Origin of the sequence: Vibrio sp. AH4 (assembly GCF_030710545.1) — a bacterium.
GTDB lineage: Bacteria > Pseudomonadota > Gammaproteobacteria > Enterobacterales > Vibrionaceae > Vibrio > Vibrio metoecus.
Genome location: NZ_JALAIV010000001.1, coordinates 1,646,155 through 1,659,660 on the forward strand (window position 1 = coordinate 1,646,155; position 13,506 = coordinate 1,659,660).

The 13,506-nt window shown below is 48.2% G+C and carries 14 protein-coding genes; 12 read left to right on the forward strand and 2 right to left on the reverse strand.

From position 1 onward, the window contains the following. Positions 1-40: 40 nt before the first annotated feature. A complete protein-coding gene (locus MKA69_RS07760) occupies positions 41-490 on the reverse strand; it encodes a CBS domain-containing protein (protein WP_000598457.1) in 450 nt (149 codons plus the stop codon). A gap of 302 nt (positions 491-792) precedes the next feature. Here MKA69_RS07760 and queA point away from each other — a divergent pair, with 302 nt between their 5' ends. The 5 genes from queA to secF all read left to right on the forward strand — a co-directional run bounded on the left by queA (position 793) and on the right by secF (position 6,494). Further along, entirely contained in the window at positions 793-1,851 is a 1,059-nt protein-coding gene (queA, locus tag MKA69_RS07765) for a tRNA preQ1(34) S-adenosylmethionine ribosyltransferase-isomerase QueA (protein ID WP_055028792.1), read from the forward strand. 229 nt (positions 1,852-2,080) lie between these two features. Further along, the gene (gene tgt, locus MKA69_RS07770; protein ID WP_000778619.1) at positions 2,081-3,220 is read left to right on the forward strand and encodes a tRNA guanosine(34) transglycosylase Tgt; all 1,140 of its coding nucleotides are present in this window, start codon (positions 2,081-2,083) and stop codon (positions 3,218-3,220) included. Between the two features lie 104 nt (positions 3,221-3,324). Next, positions 3,325-3,657: a preprotein translocase subunit YajC gene (gene yajC, locus MKA69_RS07775; RefSeq protein ID WP_000053139.1), complete on the forward strand. Its 333-nt coding sequence runs from the start codon at positions 3,325-3,327 to the stop codon at positions 3,655-3,657. 21 nt (positions 3,658-3,678) lie between these two features. Continuing rightward, a complete protein-coding gene (secD, locus tag MKA69_RS07780) occupies positions 3,679-5,532 on the forward strand; it encodes a protein translocase subunit SecD (protein ID WP_081018537.1) in 1,854 nt (617 codons plus the stop codon). Positions 5,533-5,546: 14 nt separating this feature from the next. After that, the gene (secF, locus tag MKA69_RS07785; RefSeq protein ID WP_009355508.1) at positions 5,547-6,494 is read left to right on the forward strand and encodes a protein translocase subunit SecF; all 948 of its coding nucleotides are present in this window, start codon (positions 5,547-5,549) and stop codon (positions 6,492-6,494) included. Positions 6,495-6,663: 169 nt separating this feature from the next. Here secF and suhB read toward each other — a convergent pair whose 3' ends face one another. Then, positions 6,664-7,467 carry an inositol-1-monophosphatase gene (gene suhB, locus MKA69_RS07790; RefSeq protein WP_000553438.1) on the reverse strand — a complete coding sequence of 268 codons (804 nt, stop codon included), beginning with the start codon at positions 7,465-7,467 and terminating at the stop codon, positions 6,664-6,666. 180 nt (positions 7,468-7,647) lie between these two features. Here suhB and trmJ point away from each other — a divergent pair, with 180 nt between their 5' ends. The 7 genes from trmJ to hscA all read left to right on the forward strand — a co-directional run bounded on the left by trmJ (position 7,648) and on the right by hscA (position 13,498). Beyond that, the gene (gene trmJ / locus MKA69_RS07795) at positions 7,648-8,379 is read left to right on the forward strand and encodes a tRNA (cytosine(32)/uridine(32)-2'-O)-methyltransferase TrmJ (RefSeq protein WP_055064815.1); all 732 of its coding nucleotides are present in this window, start codon (positions 7,648-7,650) and stop codon (positions 8,377-8,379) included. Positions 8,380-8,493: 114 nt separating this feature from the next. Next, complete coding sequence (iscR, locus tag MKA69_RS07800; RefSeq protein WP_032470117.1) at positions 8,494-9,015, forward strand: Fe-S cluster assembly transcriptional regulator IscR; 522 nt, start codon at positions 8,494-8,496, stop codon at positions 9,013-9,015. Between the two features lie 26 nt (positions 9,016-9,041). Next, positions 9,042-10,256 carry an IscS subfamily cysteine desulfurase gene (locus tag MKA69_RS07805; protein ID WP_055027530.1) on the forward strand — a complete coding sequence of 405 codons (1,215 nt, stop codon included), beginning with the start codon at positions 9,042-9,044 and terminating at the stop codon, positions 10,254-10,256. A gap of 36 nt (positions 10,257-10,292) precedes the next feature. Beyond that, positions 10,293-10,676, forward strand: coding sequence for a Fe-S cluster assembly scaffold IscU (iscU, locus tag MKA69_RS07810; RefSeq protein ID WP_000331703.1), 384 nt, complete (start codon positions 10,293-10,295; stop codon positions 10,674-10,676). Between the two features lie 60 nt (positions 10,677-10,736). Beyond that, entirely contained in the window at positions 10,737-11,060 is a 324-nt protein-coding gene (iscA, locus tag MKA69_RS07815; protein ID WP_055028798.1) for an iron-sulfur cluster assembly protein IscA, read from the forward strand. A gap of 48 nt (positions 11,061-11,108) precedes the next feature. Continuing rightward, entirely contained in the window at positions 11,109-11,624 is a 516-nt protein-coding gene (gene hscB / locus MKA69_RS07820) for a co-chaperone HscB (RefSeq protein ID WP_305847789.1), read from the forward strand. Positions 11,625-11,647: 23 nt separating this feature from the next. After that, entirely contained in the window at positions 11,648-13,498 is a 1,851-nt protein-coding gene (gene hscA, locus MKA69_RS07825) for a Fe-S protein assembly chaperone HscA (protein ID WP_305847790.1), read from the forward strand. Positions 13,499-13,506: the final 8 nt, after the last annotated feature.

Sequence of the window (13,506 nt, forward strand, 5' to 3'; positions counted from 1 at the left end):
AGTACAACTGCGTTGTGTTGAAAAACGCGATGCCGCTGATTTATTGTTCTTCATCCATTTCATCTGGTTCACTTTCTTCTTGCAACTCAAGCAGGTTGATCGCAATAGTCACAAAATCACTGTCAGTAATGATGCCGACTAACTCACTCTTCGCAACGACAGGCAAGCACCCAATTTTGTGTTTTTGCATATACAGCGCGCTTTCTTTCAGCCCTGCTTGGGGAACGACGCTCATCACATCGGTGTGCATGACTTCGTAGAGTGGTGTATCCAGAGTGTAAGAGGGGTCTTGGGCTATCCGTTGCAAGTTTGATTCTTGAGCGGCCAACAAATCTCGCTGGGTAACAATGCCCAATAATTTCTTGTTCGCATCCACCACGGGAATGTGCCGAATATCGAGCGCTTCCATGAGATGCTTTGCGTCATTGAGGGTGTGAGTACGTAACAAAGTGTGCGGGTTACGTGTCATCATGTCTTCAACTTTGATCATCGCCAACTCCTTTGTCAAAAGAGAAACTTGAACGGGGGGGTTCTAACCCTTTCCTATTCACTATAGCTCTACTGACAGGTAACTTCTGCGAACTTGAGCCGAAATATACCTTTCATGTGGATAAGGTGAACGTAATGGATTTGCTCATTGAACTTTGGCCTCAGCGCCATTCGGTCTTTACAAACGGTTACCTTGCGGAGCGTGCGGCTTTGCAGCATTCCTGTATCTTGAACGCACTTAGGTATATACTGGCGCGCCGCGAAATCGGGCAACACTACTGATCACTTAATCAAGAAAGAGCTATGCAAGTTTCAGATTTTCACTTTGAACTCCCAGACGAGCTGATTGCTCGTTACCCAAAAGCAGAACGTACAGCGAGCCGATTGCTCCAACTTGACGGCAATAGCGGTCAACTGACGGATGGAACCTTTAAAGATGTTCTCGGACTTGTTGAACCGGGTGATCTGCTGGTGTTTAACAACACACGAGTCATTCCTGCACGTATGTTTGGGCGCAAAGCCAGCGGCGGCAAGTTAGAAGTGTTGGTGGAGCGCATGCTTGATGAACACACGATTTTGGCACACGTTCGTTCATCAAAGCCGCCAAAACCGGGTACCGAGTTGTACTTGGGCGAAAATGATGAATTTCATGCGGTGATGCAGGCGCGTCACGATGCGTTGTTTGAAATCCGTTTTACTGCGGAAACCGTGGTATTGGATATTCTCAACCAAATTGGCCATATGCCATTGCCGCCTTACATCGATCGTCCTGATGAAGATGCGGATAAAGAGCGTTACCAAACCGTTTACAACCAAAAACCGGGCGCGGTGGCAGCACCAACGGCCGGTTTGCATTTTGATCAAGCACTGCTGGAGCAGATCCAAGCCAAAGGTGTTGAGTTGGCGTATGTGACCCTGCATGTTGGTGCGGGAACATTCCAACCAGTGCGCGTGGACAATATCCATGATCACCACATGCATGCGGAATACGTAGAAGTGCCGCAAGAAGTGGTGGATGCCGTTGCCGCAACCAAAGCGCGTGGCGGTCGAGTGATTGCGGTGGGTACGACATCGGTTCGCTCGCTAGAAAGTGCCGCGCAAGATGCACTGAAAAAAGGCACAGAATTAAAGCCTTTCTTTGGTGATACCGAAATCTTCATTTTCCCAGGTTATCAATACCAGTTGGTGGATTGCTTGATCACCAATTTCCACTTACCTGAATCGACCTTGATCATGTTGGTGAGTGCGTTTGCTGGTTATGGGCACACCATGGCCGCTTATGAACATGCGGTAAAAGAGCAATATCGCTTCTTTAGTTATGGCGATGCGATGTTTATTCGCAAGCAGACGACTAAAGCGTAATCCATCGCCGATCACTTGGCGCTGTAGCTTTAAGTGATTGGCGATAACGAAAACGAGTGCTGGCAGTAGCCAGAAAAGGTACAGACCTTTTTCGCAGGGAAACGCGACCGCTCCGCAAAGAGCCTTATTGATGGCAATAAGGCTTGAATTATCGACCTGCTGATAGCGTAAGTTTACGCCATTAGGTGGGTAAAAACGGTCAGACTGTTTCTCTGACATTGGAGGCTTCGTGAAATTAACATTTGAATTGAAAAAGAAAAACGGCAATGCCCGTCGTGGTCAATTGACCTTTGAACGCGGCACAGTGCAAACCCCTGCGTTTATGCCAGTGGGTACTTACGGCACCGTAAAAGGGATGACGCCAGAAGAAGTGAAAGAGACCGGTGCGCAAATTCTGCTCGGTAACACTTTCCACCTATGGCTGCGCCCTGGCCAAGAAGTGATGAAAATGCACGGTGACCTGCACGATTTCATGAACTGGCAAGGTCCTATCTTGACTGATTCAGGCGGTTTTCAGGTATTCAGCTTAGGCGATATCCGTAAGATCACAGAAGAAGGCGTGCATTTCCGTAACCCAGTCAACGGCGACAAAATCTTTATGGATGCCGAGAAGTCGATGGAAATCCAAAAAGATTTGGGCTCAGACATCGTGATGATTTTTGATGAGTGTACGCCATACCCTGCGACCCACGATGAAGCGAAAAAATCGATGGAAATGTCGCTGCGTTGGGCAAAACGCTCACGCGACCACTTCGACAAGCTCGAAAACCCGAACAACCTGTTTGGTATCGTGCAAGGTGGTGTGTATGAAGACTTGCGTGATGTCTCCGTAAAAGGTCTGACGGAAATCGGTTTTGATGGTTACGCGGTCGGCGGCCTAGCGGTAGGTGAGCCGAAAGAAGATATGCATCGCGTGCTAGAACATACCTGTCCACAACTGCCGGAAGATAAGCCGCGTTACCTAATGGGCGTGGGTAAACCGGAAGACTTGGTGGAAGGTGTTCGTCGTGGTATCGACATGTTTGACTGCGTAATGCCAACCCGTAACGCACGTAATGGTCACCTGTTTGTGACAGGTGGTGTGATCAAGATCCGTAATGCAGTACATAAAACGGATACAACACCACTGGATCCGCATTGCGACTGTTACACTTGCAAAAATTATTCGAAGTCATACCTGCATCATTTGGATCGTTGTAACGAAATCCTCGGTGCTCGCTTGAATACCATCCATAACTTGCGTTACTACCAACGCCTAATGGAAAGTATTCGTAAAGCAATTGATGAAGACCGTTTTGACCAATTTGTAGCCGAGTTCTACGCGCGTCGTAACCGCGAAGTGCCACCACTACAAAAAGACAAAGCCTGATTTCGTGCACTGGGTTGGATTTATGCGCTAAGCCGCTTGAATTCAACCTTGTGCATCCCAATAGAATCAACATTAAACAACAATAACTTAGAGGACGTTTCTCAATGAGTTTAATTTCTGTAGCACATGCCGCAGGCGAAGGTGCCCCACAAGGTGGCGGTTTTGAAATGATCATCATGCTCGCGATGTTCGCAGTGATCTTCTATTTCATGATCTACCGTCCACAAGCTAAGCGTGTAAAAGAGCACAAAAGCCTGATGTCATCCATGGCAAAAGGCGATGAAGTGCTCACTAGCGGTGGCTTGGTTGGTCGTATCACTAAGATTGCTGAAGACAACGCTTACATCACTATCGAGTTGAACACCAACAACGAAGTTGTGATTAAGAAGGACTTCGTGACTGCAGTGTTGCCAAAAGGTACGCTGAAATCTCTTTAAAACAGCCATAGGATCCTCGCTGTGCTAAACCGTTATCCGTTATGGAAGTATCTGATGGTGGTGTTTACCATCGCCATTGCAGCCTTGTATGCACTTCCAAATATCTACGGTGAAGATCCAGCTATCCAAATTACAGGGGCGCGTGGCGCCTCTGTTGATATGTCAACGCTGGATGCTGTCACCTCTGCGCTCGATAAAGCGCAACTCTCCAAAAAATCCATTGCTCTTGAGAATGGCTCAATCTTAGTTCGTTTCAATGATACGGATACGCAAATCAGCGCCCGAGATATCATCAGTGAAGCACTAGGTAATGACAAAATCGTCGCGCTTAACCTTGCGGCCTCTACACCGGACTGGCTTGAGTCGATTGGTGCTGCACCAATGAAATTGGGTCTTGACCTGCGTGGTGGTGTGCACTTCCTGATGGAAGTGGACATGGATGCGGCGATGGAAAAATTGGTCACTCAACAAGAAGAATCTTTCCGTAGCGATCTGCGTGACGAAAAAATCCGTTACCGTGCTATTCGCCCGCTATCCGATGCAGTTGAAGTGACACTGCGTGATGCAGAACAGCTTGCACAAACCAAACTGCTTCTTGAGTCGAAACATCGTGACATGACTTTTACGACTTCAGAAACCGATGGCCGTTTTGTGCTGCTGGCTAAGTTTACCGAAGCTCGCTTGCAGGAAATTCGTAACTACGCCGTTGAACAGAACATCACCATTCTGCGTAACCGTGTGAACGAATTGGGTGTGGCTGAGCCTCTGGTTCAACGCCAAGGTGCGACACGCATCGTGGTGGAACTACCGGGTGTACAAGATACGGCGCGTGCTAAAGAAATCTTAGGCGCAACCGCAACGCTTGAATTCCGTGAAGTGGACGATAAAGCCGATCTCGCCGCGGCTGCCGCAGGACGTGCGCCAGCAGGCAGTGAAATCAAGTTCGATCGTAATGGTCGTCCTGTGGTTCTGAAAAAGCGTGTGATTCTGGGTGGTTCAAGCATTACCGATGCAAGCTCAAGCGCGGACGAATATGGTCGCCCACAGGTGAACATTTCGCTCGATAGCGAAGGTGGAAATAAGATGTCGGCGTTCTCGAAAAAGAACATCGGCAAGCTGATGGCGACAGTTTTTGCAGAATACAAAGACAGCGGTAAGCGTTCTCCAGAAGGTAAAGTGATCCTGACTAAGCAAGAAGAAGTGATTAACCAAGCGACGATTCAGTCGGCATTGGGACGTAACTTCCGTATTACTGGGATTGATTCACCGGCAGAAGCCCATAACCTTGCTCTGCTCCTTCGTGCTGGTGCTTTGATTGCGCCAATTTCTATCGTAGAAGAGCGCACCATTGGTCCATCAATGGGTCAACAGAATATCGATATGGGTATTCAGGCCTGTGTTTGGGGTATGGTGGCAGTGATGTTGTTTACGCTGTTGTACTACCGCAAATTCGGCATGATCGCTAACGTGGCACTGATGGCAAACCTAGTGTTGATCATTGGTGTGATGTCGATGATTCCGGGTGCGACCATGACCTTGCCGGGTATTGCAGGTATCGTGCTGACAGTGGGTATGGCAGTCGATGCCAACGTGCTGATTTTTGAGCGTATTCGTGAAGAGTTACGTGAAGGTAAAAATCCGCAGCAAGCGATTCACCAAGGTTACGCGAACGCATTCAGTACCATTGCCGATGCCAACATTACCACCTTAATTACGGCGATCATTCTGTTTGCAGTCGGTACCGGTGCGATTAAAGGCTTCGCAGTGACGCTGTCTATCGGTATTTTAACCTCTATGTTTACCGCGATTGTGGGTACACGTTGTATCGTGAACCTGCTGTATGGCGGCAAACGTATCAACAAATTGTCGATCTGAGGCTGGGGTAAGTTATGTTTCAAATCCTAAAAGCAGACAAAATGATCGACTTTATGCGTTGGTCGAAATTCGCCTTTGCGTTATCGCTGGCGATGATCGCTGCGTCGATGTTTACTCTGTCTACCAAATGGCTCAACTGGGGTCTTGATTTCACCGGCGGTACTTTGATTGAGGTTGGCTTTGAACAGCCTGCCAATTTAGATCAAATCCGTACCGCGCTTGAAGCGAAAGGCTTTGGTGATGCCACTGTGCAAAACTTCGGTTCTGCGCGTGATGTGATGGTGCGCTTGCGCCCGCGTGAGGATATGGCTGGCGAAACGCTAGGTAACCAAATTCTTGCTGCGATCAAAGAAGGCACGGGCGGCAATGTTGAAATGCGCCGTATCGAGTTCGTTGGTCCGAACGTGGGTGATGAACTCACTGAAGCAGGTGGCTTGGCGATTTTGGTCTCTTTACTGTGTATCTTGCTCTACGTTTCTGTGCGTTTTGAATGGCGTTTAGCGGCGGGGGCGGTGCTGGCATTGGCGCATGACGTCATCATTACGCTAGGTATCTTCTCTATCTTACAGATCGAGGTTGACCTGACGATTGTTGCCGCATTGCTGACGGTAGTCGGTTACTCACTCAACGATACTATTGTTGTATTTGACCGGATCCGTGAAAACTTCCGCAAAATGCGCAAAGAAGAACCGGCAGAGATCATGAATAGCTCTATTACTCAAACCTTGAGTCGAACCTTGATCACTTCGGGTACGACCTTGTTTGTGGTGATTGCATTGTTTGCAAAAGGCGGTGCGTTGATCCACGGTTTTGCGCTAGCCTTGTTGCTAGGTATCACTGTCGGTACTTATTCTTCTATCTATGTGGCATCAGCACTGGCGCTGAAACTCGGTATCACCCGTGAGCACTTGTTGCCTCCACAAGTAGAGAAAGAGGGTGCTGAATTGGATGAAATGCCTTAATTTCTATTCGATTCCCTGAATGAAAAACCGCTGCACTGGCAGCGGTTTTTTTATCAAGCGTATTCCGCGATGGCCTGATTTATCATCAAGCTGTAGACGATTGGTTAATAGAGATAAAAAAAAGCCCTGCCATAATGGCAGGGCGATATCAGCTGTGACGGAGCAGATATTATTTCAAGATTGCGCTGTTACCGTTTTCACGGATGTGCTGCAGAATGGCTTTCACACCGCGTGGGCTTGATGCCACGATGTTGCCCGATTGCATGTAATCAGTACCGCCAGCAAAGTCAGTTACGATAGCACCCGCTTCACGAGCAATCAGTTCACCCGCAGCCATGTCCCAAGGTTTCAGGCCTAGTTCGAAGTAACCATCAACACGGTTTGCCGCTAGGTAGCACAGATCCAGCGCTGCTGAACCAGTACGACGGAAATCCGCACATTCAACAAACATCGCAGAGAGGATCTTCATGAAAGATTCTGAGTGTTGTTTTTGTTTGAATGGGAAAGCGGTTGCCAAAACTGCGCCTTGCAGATCTTTGATTGGCTGAACGCGAATACGAGCGTTGTTGAGCTGTGCACCAGCGCCACGTTGGGCTGTGAACAGTTCGTTAGTCATTGGGTCGTAAACACAAGCGACTTCAGTTTTGCCTCTAAAGCGTACAGCAATAGAAACAGCGAAGTGAGGTAAACCTTTTACAAAGTTAGTGGTGCCATCCAGTGGGTCGATGATCCATTGCACTTCCTTATCTTTACCTTCGATAAGGCCGCCTTCTTCTGCAATGATGCAGTGCTCAGGGTAAGAGCTTTTGATGGTTGAAACGATAATCGCTTCTGCTTCTTTGTCGACGTTAGTGACAAAGTCGTTGGTGCCTTTCTGAGTAGTTTGAATTTTCTCTGCGTTTTCCAGAGATTTGGCAATATGGTTACCTGCTTTTCGCGCGGCGCGAATAGCGATATTTAGCATTGGATGCATACAAGTTTCCCAACGGATGTTAAAGAACGAAAAAGCGGGCGGCAGTATACCAAAACAAATCAAAAAGGGAAGTGGTTATTTTTTGTGCGCTTGGTTGTCTGAGGAAGCAAAGGGTCTGACCATTTTAGTCAGGTTTGTGTTACTATCGCGCGGCTTTGTTTGGAGTACTGTGAGCAGATAATGTTAGATCGCGTGAAAGTCGTATTAGTCGGCACTTCTCACTCTGGAAATATTGGTTCGGCCGCTCGGGCGATGAAAGTCATGGGACTGAGCCAAATGGTGTTGGTGGATCCCCAGTGTCAGGTTGATGCTCAAGCGATCGCACTGGCGGCTGGAGCGAGCGAAATAGCACTCAATGCACAGATCTTTCCAACGCTTGAAGCGGCCGTTGCTGACTGTGGGTTAGTCGTCGGTACCAGTGCGCGTTCTCGAACTTTAGATTGGCCAATGTTGGAACCGCGTCAATGTGGTGAAAAGCTGATCGCAGAAGCTGAGCAGCATCATGTTGCGATGGTTTTTGGCCGCGAACGTACCGGATTGACCAATGATGAGCTGCAATTGTGCCACTACCATGTGTGTGTGCCTGCGAATCCAGAATACAGCTCACTCAATTTAGCAATGGCAGTGCAATTGCTGAGTTATGAAGTGCGCATGGCATTTCTGGCGATGGATCAGAATCAGAGCCAAGAGCAGCGAGGTCAGGAATACCCGCGTCATCAAGAGCTGGAGCTATTCTACGAGCATCTTGAAAAAGTGATTACTCAAACCGAGTTTATTTCTGCGCAGCAGCCGGGACAGGTGATGAATAAACTGCGCCGAATGTTTACGCGTGCTCGACCTGAAGCTCAGGAAATCAATATTTTGCGTGGGATTCTAACCTCTGTGCAAAAGTCGATTGTGCATAAAAAATGAGCTTATAAGTCTCAGGGTTAAATACCTGACTAAATTAGTCAAATAAATACTTGACCAAAAAACTCAAGTATGAAAAACTTCCAGCCACATAAACAGTGTGGATACGGTGTGATTATGAGACTGACATCTAAAGGAAGATATGCGGTAACAGCCATGTTAGATGTGGCTCTGCATTCGCAACAAAACCCAGTACCATTGGCGGATATTTCTGAGCGCCAAGGCATTTCTCTTTCGTACTTAGAACAACTGTTTTCTAAGTTGCGTAAAGCGGGCTTAGTCGCCAGTGTGCGCGGCCCCGGCGGTGGTTATCGCCTAGGAATGGACTCGTATGCCATTTCTATCGGTACCGTGATCGCAGCCGTTGACGAGTCGGTTGATGCGACCAAGTGTAACGGGAAAGGCGATTGTCAGGGTGGAACTCGCTGTCTGACTCACACACTGTGGCGTGATCTCAGTTCACGTATTACCGACTTTTTAAATAACATCACGCTCGGTGAGCTGATGGTGGATAACGAAGTTATCGAAGTTTCGGATCGACAAGATCATCATCTTTCGGTCAACCAAAGGGTTTCGCAAAATAACACAAAAACAGTCACCATTGGTGCTGCGCCTTTTGGTATTAATGTTCGCTCATAGCGGCAAGGTTTACACTGGAGTAGAAAATGAAACTGCCTATTTATCTAGATTATTCAGCAACATGCCCAGTTGATCCGCGTGTGGCTGAAAAAATGGTTCAGTGCATGACGATGGACGGTATCTTCGGTAACCCAGCGTCACGTTCACACCGTTATGGCTGGCAGGCAGAAGAAGCCGTAGACACTGCGCGTGAGCAAATCGCAGAGCTACTGAATGCAGACCCACGTGAAATTGTTTTCACCTCGGGTGCAACAGAATCTGACAACCTTGCGATTAAAGGGGTTGCCCACTTTTATAACAAGCAAGGTAAACACCTTATCACCAGCAAAACTGAGCATAAAGCCGTGCTCGATACCATGCGCCAATTGGAGCGTGAAGGTTTTGAGGTGACTTATCTTGATCCAGAATCAAATGGTTTGATCGATCTGGCTAAACTTGAAGCCGCGATGCGTGATGACACCATTTTGGTTTCTATAATGCATGTGAATAACGAAATCGGCGTGATCCAAGATATCGCAGCGATCGGCGAACTGTGCCGTTCACGTAAAGTGGTATTCCATGTTGATGCAGCGCAATCGGCGGGCAAAGTCGCGATTGATGTTCAAGAGCTGAAAGTAGATCTGATTTCACTGTCTGCCCATAAAATTTACGGCCCCAAAGGCATCGGTGCCCTGTATGTACGCCGTAAGCCACGTATCCGTCTAGAAGCACAAATGCACGGTGGTGGTCATGAGCGTGGTTTCCGTTCTGGTACCTTAGCGACCCATCAAATTGTTGGTATGGGTGAAGCGTTCCGTATCGCCAAAGAAGAGATGCAGAAAGATTATGACCACGCACTCGCGTTGCGTGAGCGTTTGCTGGCTGGCATCAAAGATATGGAAGCTGTGACAATCAACGGTGATCTAGAGCAACGTGTACCCCACAACCTTAACGTGAGCTTTGCCTTTGTTGAAGGCGAATCTCTGCTGATGGCACTGAAAGATTTAGCGGTATCGTCAGGCAGTGCATGTACTTCAGCTAGCCTTGAGCCTTCTTACGTATTGCGTGCTCTGGGTCTGAACGATGAATTAGCGCACAGCTCAATTCGCTTCTCTTTCGGTCGATTTACGACAGAAGCAGAGATTGATTATGCGATTGAACTGATCCGTGTAGCAGTGGATAAGCTGCGTGATATGTCTCCACTGTGGGATATGTACAAAGACGGCGTAGATTTGAATACGGTTGAGTGGGCACACCACTAATCACACCAAGGTTATAAAGGATTCGAGGTAACGAACATGGCATACAGCGAAAAGGTCATTGACCATTACGAGAACCCACGTAACGTTGGTTCATTTGATAAAGAAGATCCTTCTGTAGGCAGCGGCATGGTTGGTGCACCGGCATGTGGCGACGTAATGCGTCTGCAGATCAAAGTATCACCAGAAGGCATCATCGAAGATGCAAAATTCAAAACTTACGGCTGTGGTAGCGCAATCGCTTCTAGCTCGCTAGTGACTGAGTGGGTGAAAGGCAAGAGCATTGATGAAGCGGCAGCCATCAAGAACAGCGAAATCGCAGAAGAGCTCGAATTGCCGCCGGTGAAAATTCACTGCTCAATCCTAGCCGAAGATGCCATCAAAGCCGCCGTTGCGGATTACAAGAAAAAGCATCAACACTAATTCGTTTGGGAGCTGTCGCAGCTCCCACCCTTTAATTTATTGAAATCATAAGGTTGAAGTATGGCCGTCACTCTTAGCGAAACCGCAGCAAGCCGAGTTAAAACTTTTCTGGATAATCGTGGAAAAGGCCTTGGTTTACGTCTTGGCGTCAAGACGACTGGGTGTTCCGGAATGGCGTATGTGCTCGAATTTGTTGATGATCTCAACGAAGAAGACCACGTATTTGAAAGCCATGGTGTGAAAGTGATCATTGACACCAAAAGCATGGTCTATTTAGATGGCACTCAACTCGATTACAAAAAAGAAGGGTTAAACGAAGGCTTTGAATTCAACAACCCAAATGTCAAAAGCGAATGTGGTTGTGGTGAAAGCTTCAACGTTTAACGGTAACTGACCATCGAGACACTTCTCGATTACAGGACCGCTATCAAGATGAATTATTTTGAATTATTTGGGCTGCCGATTCAGTTTGAACTGGATGGTAGCCTTCTTTCTTCTCAGTTCAGAACGTTGCAAAAACGATTCCATCCGGATAATTTTGCTACCGCTTCTGAGCGTGATCGCCTACTGGCGGTGCAGCAAGCAGCGCAAATTAATGACGCTTACCAAACGCTGAAAGAACCTCTGCGCCGTGCAGAATATCTCTTGTCTTTACAAGGTATTGAGATGAATTCCGAGCAGCAAACGCTGCAAGATCCGATGTTCCTAATGGAACAGATGGAGCTGCGTGAAGAGTTGGAATCCGTCACATCGCATGCAGAGCCAGAAACGGCATTGATGGATTTCGACAACAAAGTGACCAAAATGCAGCGCGCTTATCTGACTCAGTTGCAACAACTCTTAGCACAGAGTGAGTGGCTAGCGGCGGCCGACCAAGTCAGAAAGCTTAAATTTATTGCCAAACTCAAAAATGAAGTAGAACGAGTCGAAGACCAACTGCTTGGCTAATTCAAGATTCAAAGGAACAACTGATGGCATTACTTCAGATTGCAGAGCCGGGTCAAAGTTCGGCACCACACCAGCATAAATTGGCTGCGGGTATTGATTTAGGTACCACGAATTCTTTGGTGGCCTCTGTGCGCAGTGGTACCGCGAGTACACTAGTGGATAACCAAGGGCGCAGTATTCTTCCGTCCGTGGTGAATTATGGCGCCGATGAAACTCTAGTGGGTTATCCGGCTCGTGAACAAGCTGAAACCGATCCGCACAACACCGTGATCTCGGTAAAACGTCTGCTTGGACGTTCACTGCAAGACATTAATCAGCGTTATCCTCACCTGCCTTACCGCTTTAAAGCAAGCGAAAAAGGTTTGCCAATTGTGCAAACCGCGCAAGGTGACAAAAACCCCATTCAGATTTCTGCGGATATTTTGAAAGCCTTAGCAGAACGCGCGACGGCCACTTTGGGCGGCGATTTAGCGGGTGTGGTCATTACTGTTCCTGCGTATTTCGATGATGCGCAGCGCGTTGCCACCAAAGATGCCGCGGCGTTAGCGGGTTTGCATGTGCTGCGTTTACTCAACGAACCTACCGCAGCGGCGATTGCTTATGGCTTGGACTCAGGCCAAGAAGGGGTGATTGCGGTTTACGATTTGGGCGGCGGTACGTTTGATATTTCGATTTTACGTCTCTCTCGCGGCGTATTTGAAGTGCTCGCGACTGGTGGTGATTCTGCATTGGGCGGTGATGACTTTGACCACCTGATCGCCGATCACCTGCAAGCACAAATCGGACTTACGAGCTTAACGGCGGAGCAACATCGCACGCTGATTAATGCTTCGACCCAAGCCAAAATTGATCTGACTGAACATATGACAGCTGAGCTTGATGTGCTTGGCTGGCAAGGTACTCTCACTCGTGAAGAGTTGGAAAACCTGATTGCTCCATTGGTGAAAAAGACGCTGCTTGCTTGTCGTCGTGCGTTGAAAGATGCCGATGTGGAAGCGGATGAAGTGCTCGAAGTGGTGATGGTAGGTGGTTCAACCCGCACGCCGTTTGTGCGCGAGCAAGTGGGTGAGTTTTTTGGCCGCACGCCACTGACTAGCATTAACCCTGATGAAGTGGTCGCGATTGGTGCGGCGATTCAGGCGGACATTCTTGCAGGCAATAAGCCGGATGCAGAAATGTTGCTGTTGGATGTGATCCCACTGTCTTTGGGCATTGAAACCATGGGCGGTTTGGTGGAAAAAATCATTCCACGCAATACCACGATTCCTGTAGCGCGTGCGCAAGAGTTTACCACCTTCAAAGATGGGCAAACGGCAATGAGCGTGCATGTGGTGCAAGGTGAGCGTGAAATGGTCGATGACTGCCGTTCGCTGGCTCGTTTTTCACTAAAAGGCATTCCGCCGATGGCGGCGGGCGCAGCGCATATTCGCGTGACTTACCAAGTGGATGCAGATGGTCTGCTTTCCGTGACCGCACTGGAAAAAAGTACCGGTGTGCAGGCGGAAATTCAGGTGAAGCCTTCCTACGGTTTGAGTGATGATGAAGTTGCTCAGATGCTGAAAGACTCAATGGCTTATGCTAAAGAGGACATGCTGGCGCGTGCGTTGGCTGAGCAGCGTGTGGAAGCCGATCGCGTGATTGAAGGTTTGATCTCTGCACTGCAAGCGGATGGTGACGAGCTGCTCACAGAGCAAGAGCGCCACATTTTACTACAAGCGATCGAGCGATTGATTGAACTGCGCAATGGCGATAATGCGGATGCCATTGAGCAAGGAATAAAAGACACAGATAAAGCAAGCCAAGATTTTGCGTCAAAACGAATGGATAAATCGATTCGTAGCGCACTGGCTGGCCACTCCGTTGACGAGATTTGAAGAGACTA

Coding starts and splice junctions, on each gene's coding strand:
- MKA69_RS07760 (WP_000598457.1), bottom strand. CDS start 490: ATGATCAAAGTTGAAGACATGATGACACGTAACCCGCACACTTTGTTA.
- queA (WP_055028792.1), top strand. CDS start 793: ATGCAAGTTTCAGATTTTCACTTTGAACTCCCAGACGAGCTGATTGCT.
- yajC (WP_000053139.1), top strand. CDS start 3,325: ATGAGTTTAATTTCTGTAGCACATGCCGCAGGCGAAGGTGCCCCACAA.
- secF (WP_009355508.1), top strand. CDS start 5,547: ATGTTTCAAATCCTAAAAGCAGACAAAATGATCGACTTTATGCGTTGG.
- suhB (WP_000553438.1), bottom strand. CDS start 7,467: ATGCATCCAATGCTAAATATCGCTATTCGCGCCGCGCGAAAAGCAGGT.
- trmJ (WP_055064815.1), top strand. CDS start 7,648: ATGTTAGATCGCGTGAAAGTCGTATTAGTCGGCACTTCTCACTCTGGA.
- iscR (WP_032470117.1), top strand. CDS start 8,494: ATGAGACTGACATCTAAAGGAAGATATGCGGTAACAGCCATGTTAGAT.
- MKA69_RS07805 (WP_055027530.1), top strand. CDS start 9,042: ATGAAACTGCCTATTTATCTAGATTATTCAGCAACATGCCCAGTTGAT.
- iscU (WP_000331703.1), top strand. CDS start 10,293: ATGGCATACAGCGAAAAGGTCATTGACCATTACGAGAACCCACGTAAC.
- iscA (WP_055028798.1), top strand. CDS start 10,737: ATGGCCGTCACTCTTAGCGAAACCGCAGCAAGCCGAGTTAAAACTTTT.
- hscB (WP_305847789.1), top strand. CDS start 11,109: ATGAATTATTTTGAATTATTTGGGCTGCCGATTCAGTTTGAACTGGAT.
- hscA (WP_305847790.1), top strand. CDS start 11,648: ATGGCATTACTTCAGATTGCAGAGCCGGGTCAAAGTTCGGCACCACAC.